The organism is Streptomyces sp. NPDC047981, from assembly GCF_040653315.1.
Lineage (GTDB): Bacteria > Actinomycetota > Actinomycetes > Streptomycetales > Streptomycetaceae > Streptomyces.
Window position 1 is genome coordinate 169573 of record NZ_JBEZNQ010000003.1, and the last position, 15323, is coordinate 184895.

At 71.5% G+C, this 15323-nt stretch carries 13 protein-coding genes; 5 read left to right on the forward strand and 8 right to left on the reverse strand.

The window, feature by feature from the left end; all coding sequences use genetic code 11:
* Nucleotides 1-9 precede the first annotated feature (9 nt).
* The 3 genes from AB0E14_RS03565 to AB0E14_RS03575 all read right to left on the reverse strand — a co-directional run bounded on the left by AB0E14_RS03565 (nucleotide 10) and on the right by AB0E14_RS03575 (nucleotide 1896).
* A complete protein-coding gene (locus AB0E14_RS03565) occupies nucleotides 10-492 on the reverse strand; it encodes an HPP family protein (protein WP_362411262.1) in 483 nt (160 codons plus the stop codon).
* Nucleotides 489-1364 carry a pyridoxamine 5'-phosphate oxidase family protein gene (locus tag AB0E14_RS03570; protein ID WP_362411265.1) on the reverse strand — a complete coding sequence of 292 codons (876 nt, stop codon included), beginning with the start codon at nucleotides 1362-1364 and terminating at the stop codon, nucleotides 489-491. The genes AB0E14_RS03565 and AB0E14_RS03570 overlap by 4 nt, the downstream gene beginning before the upstream one ends.
* A gap of 76 nt (nucleotides 1365-1440) precedes the next feature.
* Nucleotides 1441-1896, reverse strand: a complete 456-nt coding sequence (locus AB0E14_RS03575) for a VOC family protein (RefSeq protein ID WP_362411268.1) — start codon at nucleotides 1894-1896, stop codon at nucleotides 1441-1443.
* Nucleotides 1897-2015: 119 nt separating this feature from the next.
* Here AB0E14_RS03575 and AB0E14_RS03580 point away from each other — a divergent pair, with 119 nt between their 5' ends.
* The 4 genes from AB0E14_RS03580 (at nucleotide 2016) to pepN (ending at nucleotide 10018) form a co-directional block, all read left to right on the forward strand.
* Nucleotides 2016-2558 (forward strand): CGNR zinc finger domain-containing protein, encoded by a 543-nt coding sequence (locus AB0E14_RS03580; protein ID WP_362411271.1) that lies wholly within the window; start codon nucleotides 2016-2018, stop codon nucleotides 2556-2558.
* 197 nt (nucleotides 2559-2755) lie between these two features.
* Nucleotides 2756-6076, forward strand: a complete 3321-nt coding sequence (locus AB0E14_RS03585; RefSeq protein ID WP_362411274.1) for a S8 family serine peptidase — start codon at nucleotides 2756-2758, stop codon at nucleotides 6074-6076.
* A 201-nt stretch (nucleotides 6077-6277) separates the two neighbouring features.
* A complete protein-coding gene (locus AB0E14_RS03590; protein WP_362411277.1) occupies nucleotides 6278-7294 on the forward strand; it encodes an aspartate-semialdehyde dehydrogenase in 1017 nt (338 codons plus the stop codon).
* Between the two features lie 150 nt (nucleotides 7295-7444).
* Nucleotides 7445-10018, forward strand: coding sequence for an aminopeptidase N (gene pepN, locus AB0E14_RS03595; RefSeq protein WP_362411281.1), 2574 nt, complete (start codon nucleotides 7445-7447; stop codon nucleotides 10016-10018).
* A 131-nt stretch (nucleotides 10019-10149) separates the two neighbouring features.
* Here the strand turns inward: pepN and alc are convergent, their stop codons facing one another.
* The 4 genes from alc to AB0E14_RS03615 all read right to left on the reverse strand — a co-directional run bounded on the left by alc (nucleotide 10150) and on the right by AB0E14_RS03615 (nucleotide 14295).
* Nucleotides 10150-11298 (reverse strand): allantoicase, encoded by a 1149-nt coding sequence (alc, locus tag AB0E14_RS03600; protein WP_362411284.1) that lies wholly within the window; start codon nucleotides 11296-11298, stop codon nucleotides 10150-10152.
* Nucleotides 11299-11384: 86 nt separating this feature from the next.
* Nucleotides 11385-12305, reverse strand: coding sequence for a LysR family transcriptional regulator (locus AB0E14_RS03605; protein ID WP_362411287.1), 921 nt, complete (start codon nucleotides 12303-12305; stop codon nucleotides 11385-11387).
* 35 nt (nucleotides 12306-12340) lie between these two features.
* Complete coding sequence (locus AB0E14_RS03610) at nucleotides 12341-13324, reverse strand: DMT family transporter (RefSeq protein ID WP_362411290.1); 984 nt, start codon at nucleotides 13322-13324, stop codon at nucleotides 12341-12343.
* Nucleotides 13325-13350: 26 nt separating this feature from the next.
* A complete protein-coding gene (locus AB0E14_RS03615; protein ID WP_362411293.1) occupies nucleotides 13351-14295 on the reverse strand; it encodes an EamA family transporter in 945 nt (314 codons plus the stop codon).
* 134 nt (nucleotides 14296-14429) lie between these two features.
* On the opposite strand from AB0E14_RS03615, the gene AB0E14_RS03620 reads away from it, so the two are divergent.
* Nucleotides 14430-14981 carry a MarR family transcriptional regulator gene (locus AB0E14_RS03620; RefSeq protein ID WP_362411296.1) on the forward strand — a complete coding sequence of 184 codons (552 nt, stop codon included), beginning with the start codon at nucleotides 14430-14432 and terminating at the stop codon, nucleotides 14979-14981.
* A gap of 102 nt (nucleotides 14982-15083) precedes the next feature.
* On the opposite strand, the gene AB0E14_RS03625 is transcribed toward AB0E14_RS03620, so the two are convergent.
* Complete coding sequence (locus tag AB0E14_RS03625) at nucleotides 15084-15320, reverse strand: hypothetical protein (RefSeq protein ID WP_260226244.1); 237 nt, start codon at nucleotides 15318-15320, stop codon at nucleotides 15084-15086.
* Nucleotides 15321-15323: the final 3 nt, after the last annotated feature.

The following is a 15323-nucleotide window of genomic DNA, read 5'->3' on the forward strand; positions in this document are numbered from 1 at the left end:
GCGGCGGTGTCAGAACCAGTACGCGGGGTACGTCCGCCCCGTGACGCGGGCGCCCGCGAGCCCGACGGCGACGAGCAGGACGCTGGCGAGGGCGAGCAGCGCGAGGAAGGTCCAGAACGGCGGATTCTGGAGGGTGACGATCACGGCCGTGGCGGCGGCGGGCGAGTGCGGGGTGCGGGCCGCCATCATGACGCCGAGCGCGAGGCCGCCGGCGAGGGCGGCGCCCCAGAGGGACGGACCGGTGACCAGGAGGACCGCGAAGCCGGTGAGCGCGGAGAGGAGCTGACCGCCGACGACCGAGCGGGGCTGGGCGAGCGGCAGGTCGGGCGCGCCCGCCACCAGGGCCATGCTGGCCGCCAGGGGCGGGATCAGCAGCGGCTGGTCGAGGACGGTGCCGAGGGCGACCAGGGCGAGCAGGGCGGTGACGCTCACGGCGGTCGCCAGGGCCACGGCCCTGGGGTGCGGCCGGGCGGGTGGGGCGGCGGTCGTCATGCGGGGTCCTGGGGGTGGGCGCCGAGGGGCGGGTTGGCGGGCGAGTAGTCGGGTTCGGACCAGCGCAGGGGGCTCGCGGCCGGGGTCTCCAGGACCTGCTCCACGCGGAACCTGGTGGTCCGGCCACCGTCCTCGCCGTACGTCGTGCCGGCCGTGCCGGACAGCTGGAGCGTGGTGCCGGTCAGCCAGTCGAGGAAGAGCAGGCCCGCGCGGCCGTCGGTCTCCAGGTTGCCGAGGGTCAGGAACATCGCGTTGCCGGGATAGTCCGGCCAGCTCAGCTCGGTGGGCGAGTCGACGCCCACGAAGCCGGGGAAGCCGCCCCGGTGGCTCGCGTCCATGCCGTCGGGGGCGGTGGTCGCGATGAAGAAGGTGTCGGCGGCCCGGACGAACCGCTCCTGGGCCGGGGTCAGCGCGGTGGAGCGGCGCGGGGCGCCGGGCGGGGTGGCGAGGTCGGGCGCGGACAGCTCGCGCTTCTGGATGTACTTCGGGCAGTTGGAGAAGACCTGCTCCGCCTCGACGGTGAAGCCGCGGGCGCTGGGGCGGGCGATGCCGTTGAGGCGCATGCGGCGACGGGTGCGCGGGTCGAGGGCGATGGTCCCGACGGGCGCGGGGCCGGGGGCCGGCGGCGGGGCCGCCACGGAGATCGTGTGCGGACCGGTCGCCCGGGCGAAGCCGGGGGTGCCGGTGAGGAGCGAGCTCCAGACCCGGCCGTCGGCGTCGGCCGCGGCGAGCACCAGCATCGGCTGGAGTTCGAGGAAGGCGGCGGCGATGGGGCGGATGCCGTCGGTGATGGAGCGGCCGACGTGGGCGGCGATGTCGGTGGCGCCGGTGCGCTCCTGGACGGCGCGGGAGCCTGCGTTGTACGCGTCCATGGGTGGGCCTTTCGTGTACGGGCCCGGGGGCGGGGGTCCGGGGTGCGGACCCCCGCCCTCGGGCGGCGTCCGCTGCCTAGAAGAAGCCGCAGGTCGGGGCACCCTCGGTGGGGGCCTCCGCGTCCTCCCCGCCGGTCGGGGCGAAGATCTCCAGGCGGGTGCCGTCCGGGTCGTGGAAGAAGATGCCGCCGGAGTGGCCGCCCTCGGAGTGCGGGACGACGCCCTCGTACGCGAAGGGCGTGCCGCGCTCCTTCAGGGCCGCCTCCGCCGTCTTGACCGCCTCGCTCGACTCGGCCTCCCACGCGAGGTGGTGCAGGCCCGCGCGGCCGGCGTCGTACGCCCCCTCCGCCTGCTGCCAGAGCGTGAGGACGAGCTGTCCGCCCTGGCCGAGGAAGGCGTACCGCCGGCCCTCCTCCTTGCCCTCGCCGAGCACCTCGAAGCCCAGCACGTCTCCGTAGAAGCCGAGCGAACGCTCCAGGTCCGTGACGTTCAGCCCCACATGGTTGGTCTTCAGCGTTCCGATCGCCGCCATGGCGGTTCCCCTCTCATCGACAAGCGCTAACCATTGAACTTCACTTTAGAGGTTAGAGCGCGGGAGCGCAACCGGTTACGTAACCTTGAGGGGTTAGTTCCACGAGGAGGGTGCCCGCCATGACCGTTTCCGATCCGCGGCCCCTGGCCGGCGAGCCCGTCTCCCTCGACCTGCTCAACACCCGCTGGATGATGGACGGCGTACGCCAGGACCTGCTCACCGACACCGAGGGCCTCGCCGTATGGCTCGGCGCCAACGGGCTCGACGCGCGCTTCGCCGCCGACGCGACCACCCTGCGCCACACGCTGACCGCCCGCGAGGCCCTCTCCGGGCTCGTCGACCGGCCCGGCGACCTCGACGCCGTCTCCCGCGTCGACGCCGTCCTCGGCCACGGCCGCATCCGCGCCACGCTCACGGCCGAGGGCCCGGGCGAGCTGCCCGAGTTCGCGGACCCGGCCTGGGGCCCCGGCTGGACCGCCGCCCGGGACTATCTCGACCTCCTGCGCACCGCCCCCGACCGCATCCGTTCCTGCGCCCACGAGGCGTGCATCCTGCACTTCTTCGACACCTCACGGAACGGCACCCGGCGCTGGTGCTCGATGGCGATCTGCGGCAACCGGGCCAAGGCCTCCCGCCACTACGCTCGTACAAAGGAGAACTAACCAGCGGTAAACGGGGGTCGACTCGTCACCTTTGACACCGATACGTTCTCTGTGGCGTATCGCGCCCGGTGGCGGATGTGTGCCATGACCACATCCCGCCGAATTCAACTCTCCACAAACCCCTGTCACTTGCGAAAGGCTGAGCGGTCATCCGGTACCGAAATCCGGACCCTCTTCTTTCACCATCAGGGATGTAAATGACCACCCCCGAAACTCAGAGCTCCATATCCGGGCGCTCGACCTCCGGGCACAGACGCGCAGCCCGGATCGCCGCCGCCGCGGGACTCGTCACCGCGCTGATCGCGGCCGGCGCCGCGCCGGTCCTGGCCGTCGAGGCCCCGGCCACCACCACTCCCCCGGTCAAGTCCGCCGGGTCGAGCGACAAGCTCGGTCCGACCGACGCCCAGCGCCTCAGCGAGGCCGAGGCGACCGGCGAGAAGAACGTCACGATCCTCGTGGCCACCGCCCCCGGCTCCACCGAGCAGGTCGCAGGCCAGCTCGACGCCGTCCAGGGTGCCTCGGTCGGCCGCCAGGAGGACAAGCTCGGCTACGTCCGCGCCACGATCCCGACCGGCAAGGCCGACGCCGCCATCAAGGCGGCCGCCAAGCTCTCCAGCGTCCAGGCGATCGACCTGCAGGCCGAGATCCCGCTGGACGACCCGACCCCCGACGCCGGCACCGCCGGCGCCGTCGAGGGCACGACCGTCTCCACGACGTACCCGGCCCCGAGCAAGAACACGCCGGCGAAGAACCCGTACAACCCGTCGCACGAGACGGGCGCCGTCGACTTCGTCGAGGACCACCCCAAGGCCGACGGCCGGGGTGTCACCATCGGCGTCCTCGACTCCGGCGTGGACCTCGGCCACCCGGCGCTGCAGAAGACCACCACCGGCGAGCGCAAGATCGTCGACTGGGTCACCTCGACCGACCCGCTGACCGAGGGCGACGGCACCTGGCGTGCCCAGATCACCCCGGTCGCCGGCCCGGTCTTCACCGCCTCCTCGCAGTCCTGGAAGGCGCCCGAGGGCTCCTACCAGTTCAGCCGCTTCAACGAGGCGATCACCGCGGGCGGCGACCCGGCCGGTGACATCAACCGCGACGGCGACACGGCCGACCTCTTCGGCATGCTGTACGACCCGGCCGCCGGCACCGTCCGCGTGGACACCGACCAGAACAACGACTTCACGGACAACGCGCCGATGAAGCCGTACAAGGACGGGTACCAGATCGGCTACTTCGGTACCGACAACCCGGCCACCGAGGTCGTCGAGAAGACGCCGTTCGTCGTCGAGATCCGCAAGGACGTCGCGATGGACCCGCTGGGCGGCTCCTGGGTCGGCCAGAAGCGCGACTTCGTCAACATCGGCATCGTCGAGTCCTCCCACGGCACGCACGTCGCCGGCATCACCGCCGCCAAGGGCCTCTTCGGCGGCCGGATGAACGGCGCGGCGCCCGGCGCGAAGATCGTCTCCTCGCGCGCGTGCACCTGGACCGGCGGCTGCACCAACACCGCCCTCACCGAGGGCATGACGGACCTCGTCGTCAACCGCGGCGTCGACATCGTCAACATGTCGATCGGCGGCCTGCCCGCGCAGAACGACGGCGACAACGTCCGCGCCCGCCTGTACACCCGCCTGATCGACCAGTACGGCGTCCAGCTGATCATCTCGGCCGGCAACTCCGGCCCGGGCATCAACACGATCGGCGACCCCGGCCTGGCCGACAAGGTCATCTCGGTCGGCGCGGCGATCTCCAAGTCGACCTGGGCCGCCAACTACGGCTCGGCCGTCACCAAGTCGTACGCGATGTTCCCCTTCTCCTCGCGCGGCCCGCGTGAGGACGGCGGCTTCACCCCGACCATCTCCGGTCCGGGCTCGTCCGTGAACACCATCCCGACCTGGCAGGCGGGCGCCGGCGTTCCGGAGTCCGGCTACGCGCTGCCCGCCGGTTACGGGATGCTCAACGGCACCTCGATGTCCTCCCCGCAGGTCGCGGGCGCGAGCGCGCTGCTCATCTCGGCCGCGAAGCAGAAGCGGATCGAGCTCGACCCGCTGACCCTGCGCACCGCCCTCACCTCGACCGCCCAGCGGATCCCCGGTGTCGCGGCGCACGAGCAGGGCTCGGGCCTCATCGACATCAACGAGGCCTGGGAGTCGATCAAGGACGGCGCGACCGCCCACGACTACAAGGTCCAGGCCCCGGTCGACACCGCGATCTTCCCGGCCCCGCACACCGGCACCGGTGTGTACGACCGTGAGGGCGGCCTCAAGGTCGGCCAGAAGAAGGTCTACGACGTCACCATCACGCGCACGAACGGCCCGAACCGGCCGATCGAGCACGAGCTGGAGCTGAAGTACAACGACGGCACCTTCCGGATCCTCGGCGACGACGAGATCGACCTGCCGCTGAACCAGCCGGTCACCGTCAAGATCCAGGCGAAGCCCACCACCGCCGGTGTGCACAGCGTGATCCTGGAGGCCGACGACGACCGCACCGAGGGTGTCGACAAGCAGATCCTCGCCACCTCGGTCGTCGCGTCCGACCTGACCGCGCCCGGCTACGGCTTCTCCGCCAACGGCTCGGTCCAGCGCAACAGCCACAAGTCGTACTTCATCACCGTGCCGGAGGGCGCCAAGACCCTCGAGGTCGCCCTCGGCGGTCTGAAGGAGAAGAGCCAGACCCGGTTCATCTCCATCCACCCGTACGGCGTGGCCTTCGAGTCCACCGCGTCCAACGTGTGCTACCCGCACTACAACCCGGCCAACACCTGCCGTCCGGACCTGCGCTCGTACGCCAACCCGACGCCGGGCGTCTGGGAGATCGAGGTCGAGGCGCGCCGCACCTCGCCCGACCTGGACAACCCGTACAAGCTCGACGTCTCGGTGCTCGGCGCCGAGTTCGACCCGGCCACGCAGACCGTCGCCGAGGCGAAGGTCGGCACCCCGGCCGCCGTCGAGTGGACCGTCACCAACAAGTTCGCCGGCCTCGAGGGCAAGCTGAAGGGCGGCCCGCTGGGCTCGCTCAAGACCGAGACGCCGACGATCAAGCACCACGAGCAGCAGACGAAGACCGTCACCATCGGTGAGGGTGTCGAGCGGCTCGACGTGGCGATCGGCAACACCTCGGACAAGGCCGCCGACCTGGACCTGACGGTCCTGCGCGACGGCGTCCAGGTGGGCCAGGCCGCGGACGGCGACTCGGAGGAGGCCGTCTCGCTCGTCAAGCCGGCCGCCGGCACCTACACGATCGTGATCGACGGCTACTCGGTGCAGGCCGAGGGCGGCACGACCTTCGACTACAAGGACGTGTACTACTCGGCAGCGCTCGGCAGCGTCCAGGTCGACGCCGCCAAGAGCTACCCGCTGGCCAACGGCGCGTCCGCCAAGGTCGGCGCCTCGGTGCTCGTCGCCGGTGCCGCGCCCGAGGGCCGGCAGTTCTTCGGCGAGGTCCAGCTGGTGAACGCGCGCGGCACGGTCGCGGGCGCCGGCAGCGTCGTGATCGGCAAGGTCACCCCGTAACACCGCGGTACGCGTGACGTCCCGTGACGTCGCGTGAGGGGCGGGCACCGGAACCGGTGCCCGCCCCTTCTCCGTCTCCGCCCACGGCCCGTGACCGTCCCGACACCCGTCCCGATCCTCGGACAATGGATTGGACAAGCCGGGCCGGGACATACGCATCATGGACGGCAGCAGCCTGCACAAACGTACGGAGGAGTCCCCGTGAAGGTCGGAATCGTCGGAGCCACCGGTCAGGTCGGCACAGTCATGCGCAAGATCCTGGCCGAGCGGGAGTTCCCGGTCGAGGAGCTGCGGCTCTTCGCCTCCGCCCGCTCCGCGGGCACCGTCCTCGACGGGGTCACGGTCGAGGACGCCGCCACCGCCGACTACACCGGCCTCGACATCGTCCTGTTCTCCGCGGGCGGCGCGACCTCCAAGGCCCTCGCCGAGAAGGTCGCCTCCCAGGGCGCCGTCGTGATCGACAACTCCTCCGCCTGGCGCCGCGACCCCGAGGTGCCCCTGGTGGTCTCCGAGGTCAACCCGCACGCGATCAAGGACCGCCCCAAGGGCATCATCGCCAACCCGAACTGCACCACGATGGCCGCGATGCCGGTCCTCAAGCCGCTCCACCAGGAGGCCGGCCTCACCGCGCTGATCGCCACGACCTACCAGGCCGTCTCCGGCTCCGGTGTCGCCGGCGTCGCCGAGCTGCGCACCCAGGCGTGCGCCGTCGCCGAGAACGCCGACCAGCTGGCGTTCGACGGCGAGGCCGTGGAGTTCCCCGAGCCCGCCGTCTACAAGCGCCCGATCGCCTTCAACGTCGTCCCGCTGGCCGGCTCGATCGTCGACGACGGCACCTTCGAGACCGACGAGGAGCAGAAGCTCCGCAACGAGTCCCGCAAGATCCTGGAGATCCCCGAGCTGAAGGTCTCCGGCACCTGTGTGCGCGTCCCGGTCTTCTCCGGCCACTCGCTCCAGGTCAACGTGCGCTTCGAGCGTCCGATCAGCGTCGAGCGCGCCTACGAGCTGCTCAAGGACGCCGAGGGCGTCGAGCTCTCCGAGATCCCGACCCCGCTGCAGGCGGCCGGCAAGGACGCCTCGTACGTGGGCCGCATCCGCGTGGACGAGACCGTGGACCACGGTCTGGCGCTGTTCCTCTCCAACGACAACCTGCGCAAGGGCGCCGCGCTGAACGCGGTGCAGATCGCGGAGCTGGTCGCGGCGGAGCTGAAGGGCTGACGCCGACCGTACGCGGACGGGAAGGGGCGGCCACCGGGGACGGTGGCCGCCCCTTCGGGCGTTCTTCCGGCCCTGGGAAATGTGCCGTGCGGGGTGGAGCCGCCGCGTGGAAGGATGGCCCAAACGTCACGAAATCTAGGAGATGACCGGGTGCCTGGCACAAACCTGACCCGTGAAGAGGCGCAGCAGCGGGCGAAGCTGCTGACCGTGGACGCGTACGAGGTCGACCTCGACCTCTCCGGTGCGCAGGAGGGCGGCACCTACCGGTCCGTCACCACCGTCCGCTTCGATTCCGCCGAGGCGGGCGCCGAGACCTTCATCGATCTCGTCGCCCCCGCCGTGCACGAGGTCGTCCTCAACGGCCACGCGCTCGACGTCGCCGCCGTCTTCCGCGACTCGCGGATCGCGCTGGCCCATCTGCACCAGGGTTCGAACGAGCTGAAGGTCGTCGCCGACTGCGCGTACACGAACACCGGTGAGGGCCTGCACCGCTTCGTCGACCCGGTCGACGACCAGGCGTACCTCTACACCCAGTTCGAGGTGCCGGACGCCCGCCGGGTCTTCGCCTCCTTCGAGCAGCCGGACCTGAAGGCGACGTTCCAGTTCACCGTGAAGGCGCCGAGCGGCTGGAGCGTGATCTCCAACTCGCCGACCCCGGAGCCCAAGGACGACATGTGGGTCTTCGAGCCGACCCCGCGCATCTCGACGTACATCACGGCGCTCATCGTCGGCCCGTACCACTCGGTGCACTCGACGTACGAGAAGGACGGCCAGACCGTCCCGCTCGGCATCTACTGCCGTCCGTCGCTGGCCGAGTTCCTCGACGCGGACCACATCTTCGACGTCACGCGCCAGGGCTTCGACTGGTTCCAGGAGAAGTTCGCGTACGACTACCCCTTCGCCAAGTACGACCAGCTCTTCGTGCCGGAGTTCAACGCGGGCGCGATGGAGAACGCGGGCGCGGTGACCATCCGCGACCAGTACGTGTTCCGCTCGAAGGTGACGGACGCGGCGTACGAGCGCCGGGCCGAGACGATCCTGCACGAGCTCGCGCACATGTGGTTCGGCGACCTGGTCACCATGGAGTGGTGGAACGACCTGTGGCTGAACGAGTCGTTCGCGACCTTCACCTCGGTCGCCTGCCAGGCCTCCGTGCCGGGCACCCGCTGGCCCAACGCCTGGACCACCTTCGCGAACGCGGAGAAGACCTGGGCGTACCGCCAGGACCAGCTGCCGTCCACGCACCCGATCATGGCCGAGATCAACGATCTCGAGGACGTGCTGGTCAACTTCGACGGCATCACCTACGCCAAGGGCGCCTCGGTGCTCAAGCAGCTGGTGGCGTACGTCGGCCAGGACGAGTTCTTCAAGGGCGTCCAGGCGTACTTCAAGGCGCACGCCTTCGGCAACACGCGCCTGACCGACCTGCTCGGCGCGCTTGAGGAGACCTCGGGCCGTGACCTGAAGGCCTGGTCGAAGCTGTGGCTGGAGACGGCCGGCATCAACATCCTCCGCCCGGAGATCGAGACCGACGAGAACGGTGTCATCACCTCCTTCGCGGTCAAGCAGGAGGCCCCGGCGCTGCCGGCGGGCGCCAAGGGCGAGTCGACGCTGCGTCCGCACCGGATCGCGATCGGCTTCTACGACCTGGACGCGGCCGGCAAGCTGGTCCGCTCCGACCGTCTGGAGCTGGACATCGAGGCGGCCGGGCTGACGGCCGTACCGCAGCTCGCGGGCAAGCCCCGTCCGGCGGTCGTGCTGCTCAACGACGACGACCTGTCGTACGCCAAGGTCCGGCTCGACGAGGTGTCGCTGAAGAACGTGACCGCGCACCTCGGCGACTTCGCCGAGTCGCTGCCGCGCGCGCTGTGCTGGGCCTCGGCCTGGGACATGACGCGGGACGGCGAGCTGGCCACCCGCGACTACCTGGACCTGGTCCTCTCCGGCATCGCCAAGGAGAGCGACATCGGTGTGGTGCAGTCGCTGCAGGGCCAGGTGAAGGCGGCTCTCGACCTGTACGCGGCGCCGGAGTGGCGGGAGGCCGGGCTGACCCGGTGGACCGACGCGACCCTCGCGCACCTGCGCGCGGCCGAGCCGGCGAGCGACCACCAGCTGGCGTGGGCGCGGGCGTTCGCGGCGACGGCCCGCACGCCGCAGCAGCTGGACCTGCTGGCGGCCCTCCTGGAGGGCGGCGAGACGATCGAGGGCCTGGCCGTCGACACCGAGCTGCGCTGGGCGTTCGTGCAGCGGCTCGCGGCGACCGGCGTCTTCGACGAGCCGGAGATCGCGGCGGAGCTGGAGCGGGACAAGACCGCGGCCGGTGAGCGGCACGCGGCGACCGCGCGGTCGGCGCGTCCGACGGAGGCGGCGAAGGCCGAGGCGTGGGCGTCGGTCGTGGAGTCCGACAAGCTGGCCAACGCCGTGCAGGAGGCGGTGATCGGCGGCTTCGTCCAGACCGACCAGCGTGAGCTGCTCGCCCCGTACACGGCGAAGTACTTCGCCTCGATCAAGGGCGTCTCGGAGACCCGTAGCCACGAGATGATCCAGCAGATCGTGGTCGGCCTCTACCCGACGCTCCAGGTCTCCCAGGAGACCCTGGACGCGACGGACGCGTGGATCGCGGCGAACAACCCGGCGCCGGCGCTGAAGCGCCTGGTGACGGAGTGCCGGGCGGGCGTCGAGCGGGCCCTGAAGGCGCAGGCGGCGGACGCGGCCGCCGCGTAACGACCGCCAGAACGGCAAGACGAAGGGGCACCCTCCCCCACGGAGGTGCCCCTTCGTCCGTTGGTGATCCGCTCGGCGGGCGGGCGTCGGCGCGCGGCCGCCCGCCGGGCGGAGATCCGGGTCGGGCGGGCTCAGCCGCCGAGCGCCGCGTAGCGGGCGCGCAGGTCGGCCGCGCCCTGCTCGGTCAGCGCGCCGTGCAGGCGCATCCGGGCGACGCCGCCGTCGGGGAAGGCGTCCAGGCGGACGTGGGTGACGACGGCCTGCGCGGGGAGCTTGAAGCGGTGCAGGGTGTCGGGCTGCAGCTTGGTCCTGGGGATGATCTCGAACCACTCGGCGCCCTTCGCGGGGTCGCCGTTGCAGCCCTGGAGCGCGATCCAGCCGGCCGAGTTGCCCTTGAGGTACGCGGTGTCGATCTCGACGGCGCGTACGGCGCCCTGGGCGGCGAGCCGGAAGCGGACCCAGTCGTTGGTGCCGCGGACGCGGCGGCGGCGGTTCTCCCAGCCGTCGTCCATCTTGCGGGAGGTGCCGGGCAGGATGATCTGCGTGGGCGAGGAGTAGAACTTGTCCGAGGCGTCCTCGTAGACGCCACCGTTGACCACGGCGATCAGGTCGAGGGTGCCGAGCAGCTCCAGCCACTCGGGGTCCGCCACGACCTCGCCGTGGACGCGCAGGCGCGCGATGCCGCCGTCGGGGTGCTGGCAGACCCGGACGTGGGTGAAGCGGCGCTCGGCGTCGATCGCGAAGCCGTTGGCGGCGTGGCCGCGCACGGGGGTCGGCGCGACGAGCTCCTCCCACTTCACGTCGTCGGCGAGCAGCTGCTCGGGGCTCGGGGACCCCTCGACGGCGGTGGCCTGGATCGAGACCCGCTGCGGGTAGTTGCCGCGGAAGTGGGCGGTGTCGACGATGATGCCGCGGATCACGCCGGGGGCACCGAGCCGGACGATCGCCCAGTCGTGGTCCTCGGGGGCGGGGAAGACGTTCTCGGCGTCGGCGCCGCGGCGGCGGCGGGTCTCCCAGCCGTCCATGATCTTGCCCTTGTGCCCGAAGTGCTCCGGGTCGAAGACGGCGCGCTCACGGACGAGGAGGTTCTCGCGCTCGGCGAAGAACTCGTCGTTGGCGGCGACGACACCGCCGCCGAGGCGGCGGTCGGCGAGGTCGACGAGCTCGGTGAAGGGGAAGTCACCGGTGCGGTAGTCGGCGTACGGGTCGCCGCCGCCGTAGGGGGCGGCGTCGTTGGCGTGCGGGTCGGCGTTCGCGGCGTTCGTCTCGTCGAGGCTCATGGCACGACTGTGCGCCCTGGACCAGGACCGGGTCCATCGAATGTTTTCGACAGGTACGTTCAGTTGAACTGAACGTTCGAGTGCGTCTACTGGACCGTCTCGCGCTGGACGGCCGCCTGCCGGAGCGCGGCGAGGACCCGGGCCACGGCCGGGCCCTCCTCCGCCCCGCGCCGTACCGCCGCGACGACATGGCGGCGCGGCTGGTCGGCAGAGAGCACCCGCATGACGATCCCGCGCTCGCCGCGTCGCTCGGCGGAGGCCATCCGGGGGACGAGCGCGACGCCCATCCCGGCCTCGACCATGGCGAGGATCGCGGTCCAGCCGGCGGCGCTGTGGGCCTGTTCGGGGACGAACCCGGCGGCTTCGCAGGCGGCGGTGGTGATCTCGGACCAGGGTCCCGAGCCGCCGAAGATCCAGGGTTCGGCGGAGAGGTCGGCGAGCCGGAGCCCGGGCGCGTCGGCGAGCGGGTGCCCGGCGGGCAGGGCCACGTCGAGCGGGTCGGCGAGGAGCGGGACGCGGCTGAACTTGGGGTCACGCGCGGAGGGGGCGTGGGCGGCGAGCGAGAGCGCGAGGTCGACGTCGCCGGTGGCGAGGAGTTCGTACGCCTCCGCCGCCTCGGCCTCGCGGATCTTGACGTCGAGCCCGGGGTGGGCGGTGCGCAGCTGCTGCACGGCGGGGACGACGAGGGCGGGCACGGCCGTGGAGAAGGCCGCCACCCGCACCTGTCCGGCCTCGCCGCGCAGATAGCCGTCCAGTTCGGCGTCGGCGCGCTCCAGTTGGGCGAAGACGGCCTCGGCGTGCCGCAGCACGAGGTGGGCGGCGTCGGTGAGCCGGACGCGGCGTCCCTGCGCCTCCAGGAGCTGGACGCCGAGCTGCTTGGCGAGGTTGGTGAGCTGCTGGGACACGGCCGAGGGGGTCATGAGCAGCGCCTCCGCGGTCGCGGTGACGGTGCCGCGGTCGCGGAGGGTGCGGAGGATCTGGAGCTTCTTGATGTCCCACTCGGTCATGGGGCGCAACCTACCGGGCGCCCCTGGTGGATCGTTCACGTCCGGGCCCGGGCGCTCGCCAGCGCGACCCCGCCCAGGATGAGGGCCATGCAGGCGCCGCCGAGGAGTGCGAGTTCCTCGCCGAGGAGGGCGTAGGAGAGCAGGGCCACGCAGACGGGCTGGAGGTAGTAGACGACTCCGGCGCGGGCCGCGCCGATGAGGGAGACGGCCTTGTTCCAGGCGAAGAAGGCGACGGCGGAGGAGAAGACTCCGACGTAGAGGAGCGCGCCGACGGCGCCGGGGGTGGCCTCGAAGCCGCCTTGGACGGCGAGGCTGACGCCGTAGGCGGGGAGCAGCATCAGGGCGCCGAGGACGAAGGTGGTGAAGAGGAAGGGCAGGGCGCCGATCTCGGTCGGCTTGCGCTTGAGTAGGGCGCTGTACGAGGCGAAGGAGAGGGCGGCCGCGAACATCCACAGGTCGCCGGCGGTGAGGTCGACGGCGAGGGAGCCCTTGCCGACCAGGAGCAGCACACCGAGTGCGGCGAGGAGCATCCCGGCGGTGCGGCGGGCGCCGAGACGTTCGCCGCCCAGGCGGGAGAAGAGCGCCATGATCACCGGGGAGGCGGCCATGATCATGCCCATGTTGGAGGCGGAGGTGGTCAGTCCGGCCTGGTGCACGAGGGTGTTGTAGAGGGCGACGCCGAACAGCGAGGCCAGGGCGACGTAGCCGAAGTGGCGGCGGATCAGGTGCCGTTGCCGCCATGCCTGGCGGGCCGCGAGGGGGGCGACGGCGACGAGGGCGATGACCCAGCGCCAGAAGACGGCCTGGATCGGCGGGACGGAGTCGGCCATGTCCCGGGTGGCGACGAAGCTGCCGGACCAGACGACCGTGGCGACGAGTGCGAGGAGGAGCCCGACGCCCGCGCCCCGCGCGAGGCGGCGCGGGGCGGTGGGTTCGGTGGTGCGCTCGCCCGTGGGGGCGGTGGGTTCGGTGGTGCGCTCGGCGGTGCGGACGGTGCGGACACGGTCCAGGAGGGCCACGGTGATCCTTTCGGTCGGTGCGACCTCTACCGTCGCACCGAGGAAACCTCCAGGTCCATCGAAACTTTCCGATCGAATCGTTCAGTGGAGCTGAACGATTCGAGCTTCTTGGCCGGGGTACGGGGATTCAGCTGACCGAAGAGGGTGGCGCCGAAGGCGATCGCCATGCCGACGAGCTGGACCGGACCGAGCGCCTGACCGAGGGCAACCCAGCCGACGACGGCCGCGGTGAGCGGCGACAGGGGGCCGAGGAGGGTCACGGAGGAGGCGCTGAGCCGCTCGATGCCCCGGAACCAGAGGAAGTAGGAGATCGCGGTGTTGCCGAGGGCGAGGTAGGCGTAGCCGAGCAGGTTGGTGGAGTCCAGGGCGGGCGGGGCGCCCTCGACGAGGGCGGCGATCGGCAGGATCACCAGGCCGCCCGCGGTCAGCTGCCAGCCGGTGAGCGCCAGCGCGCCCACGCCTTCGGGCCGGCCCCAGCGCTTGGTGAGGACGGTACCGGCCGACATCGACAGCGCCGACAGGAGTCCGGCTAGCACGCCGACCAGGTCGAGGGCGGCGCCCGCCTTGAGGACGACGAGGCTGACACCGAAGGCGGCGGCGACGGCGGTGAGCAGGGTCCGCACGGTCGGCCGGTCGCCGAGGAGGAGGGCGGCGAGGCCGACCACGAAGAGCGGGCCGACGGAGCCGACGACCGCCGCGACCCCGCCGGGCAGCCGGTAGGCGGCGAGGAAGAGCAGCGGGAAGAAGGCGCCGATGTTGAGCGCTCCGAGGACCGCCGCCTTCCACCACCAGGCACCCTGCGGCAGCTTGCGGGTGACGGCGAGCAGCAGGAGTCCGGCGGGCAGGGCGCGCATGAGCCCGGTGAAGAGCGGCCGGTCGGGCGGCAGGAACTCGGTGGTGACGAAGTAGGTGGAGCCCCAGGAGATCGGGGCGAGCGCGGTCAGCGCGACGACTGCGGCCTTGCGGGACATGGCAGGTCCCCCCTTGTTCGGAGTGGTTCCGAGCGACTTGTTGGTAAGTAGCTTAGCAGTAAGCCACTTACATACAAGAGGCTTCCTGGCGAGACACTTCCTCTTGAGATACTTCCCCGTGAGATGCTTCCGCCATGGACCGCATCGACAGCAGCGACCGCATTGATCCGACGGACCGCGCCGAAGAACGCGCGCACGACGCCGTCGACGCCATCGCCGACCAGTGGGCGGTCGTCCGCCCCGACCTGGACACGCTGCCGATGGCCGTCTTCGGGCGGATCTACCGGCTTGCCGCGGCGATGCGCGGCCGCGTCGACAAGGCGTACTCCCCCTACGGGGGCATGTCGCTCGGGGAGTTCGACGTCCTGGCGACCCTGCGCCGCTCGGGAGCGCCCTACACCCTCTCGCCGCGCGAACTCACCGCGACCCTGATGATCACCACGGGCGGGATGACGGGCCGGCTCGACAAGCTGGAGAAGGCCGGGCTGCTCAGCCGCAACCCCGATCCGAACGACCGGCGCGGGCTACGGGTGACGCTCAGCGAGCACGGGAAGGAGCTGGTGGACCAGGCCGTCGGGGCCGGTCTCGCCCAGCAGCGGGAGGCGCTGGAGGCCGCGCTCACGCCCGAGGAGGCGGAGCAGCTGGCGGGCCTGCTGCGCAAGCTCCTGGCGACGACGGTGGTGTGACGGAGATCTGAAGGGGCCGCCCCGGACCCCCGGAAGCACACGCGAGGGCGCCGCGCCGGTACACACGTACCGGCGCGGCGCCCTCGCGAAGTGAAGGAGGCGTCAGGCCTTCTTGGGCCTGTCGGACTTGTCGAGCACCATCACGAGACCGGCGATCACCAGGAACAGCACGATCGGCGCGGCCACGAACAGGCCGAGGGTCTCCACGACACTCAGCTTGGGGGCCGGGTCGTCACCGTCGTCGCGGGTCAGCGCGAGCGCGGGGGACGACATGAGCAGCATCATCAGCGTCGTACCGGCCGCGACAGCACCGGCGCGCAGGGCGTTCTTCTTGTCCACGGT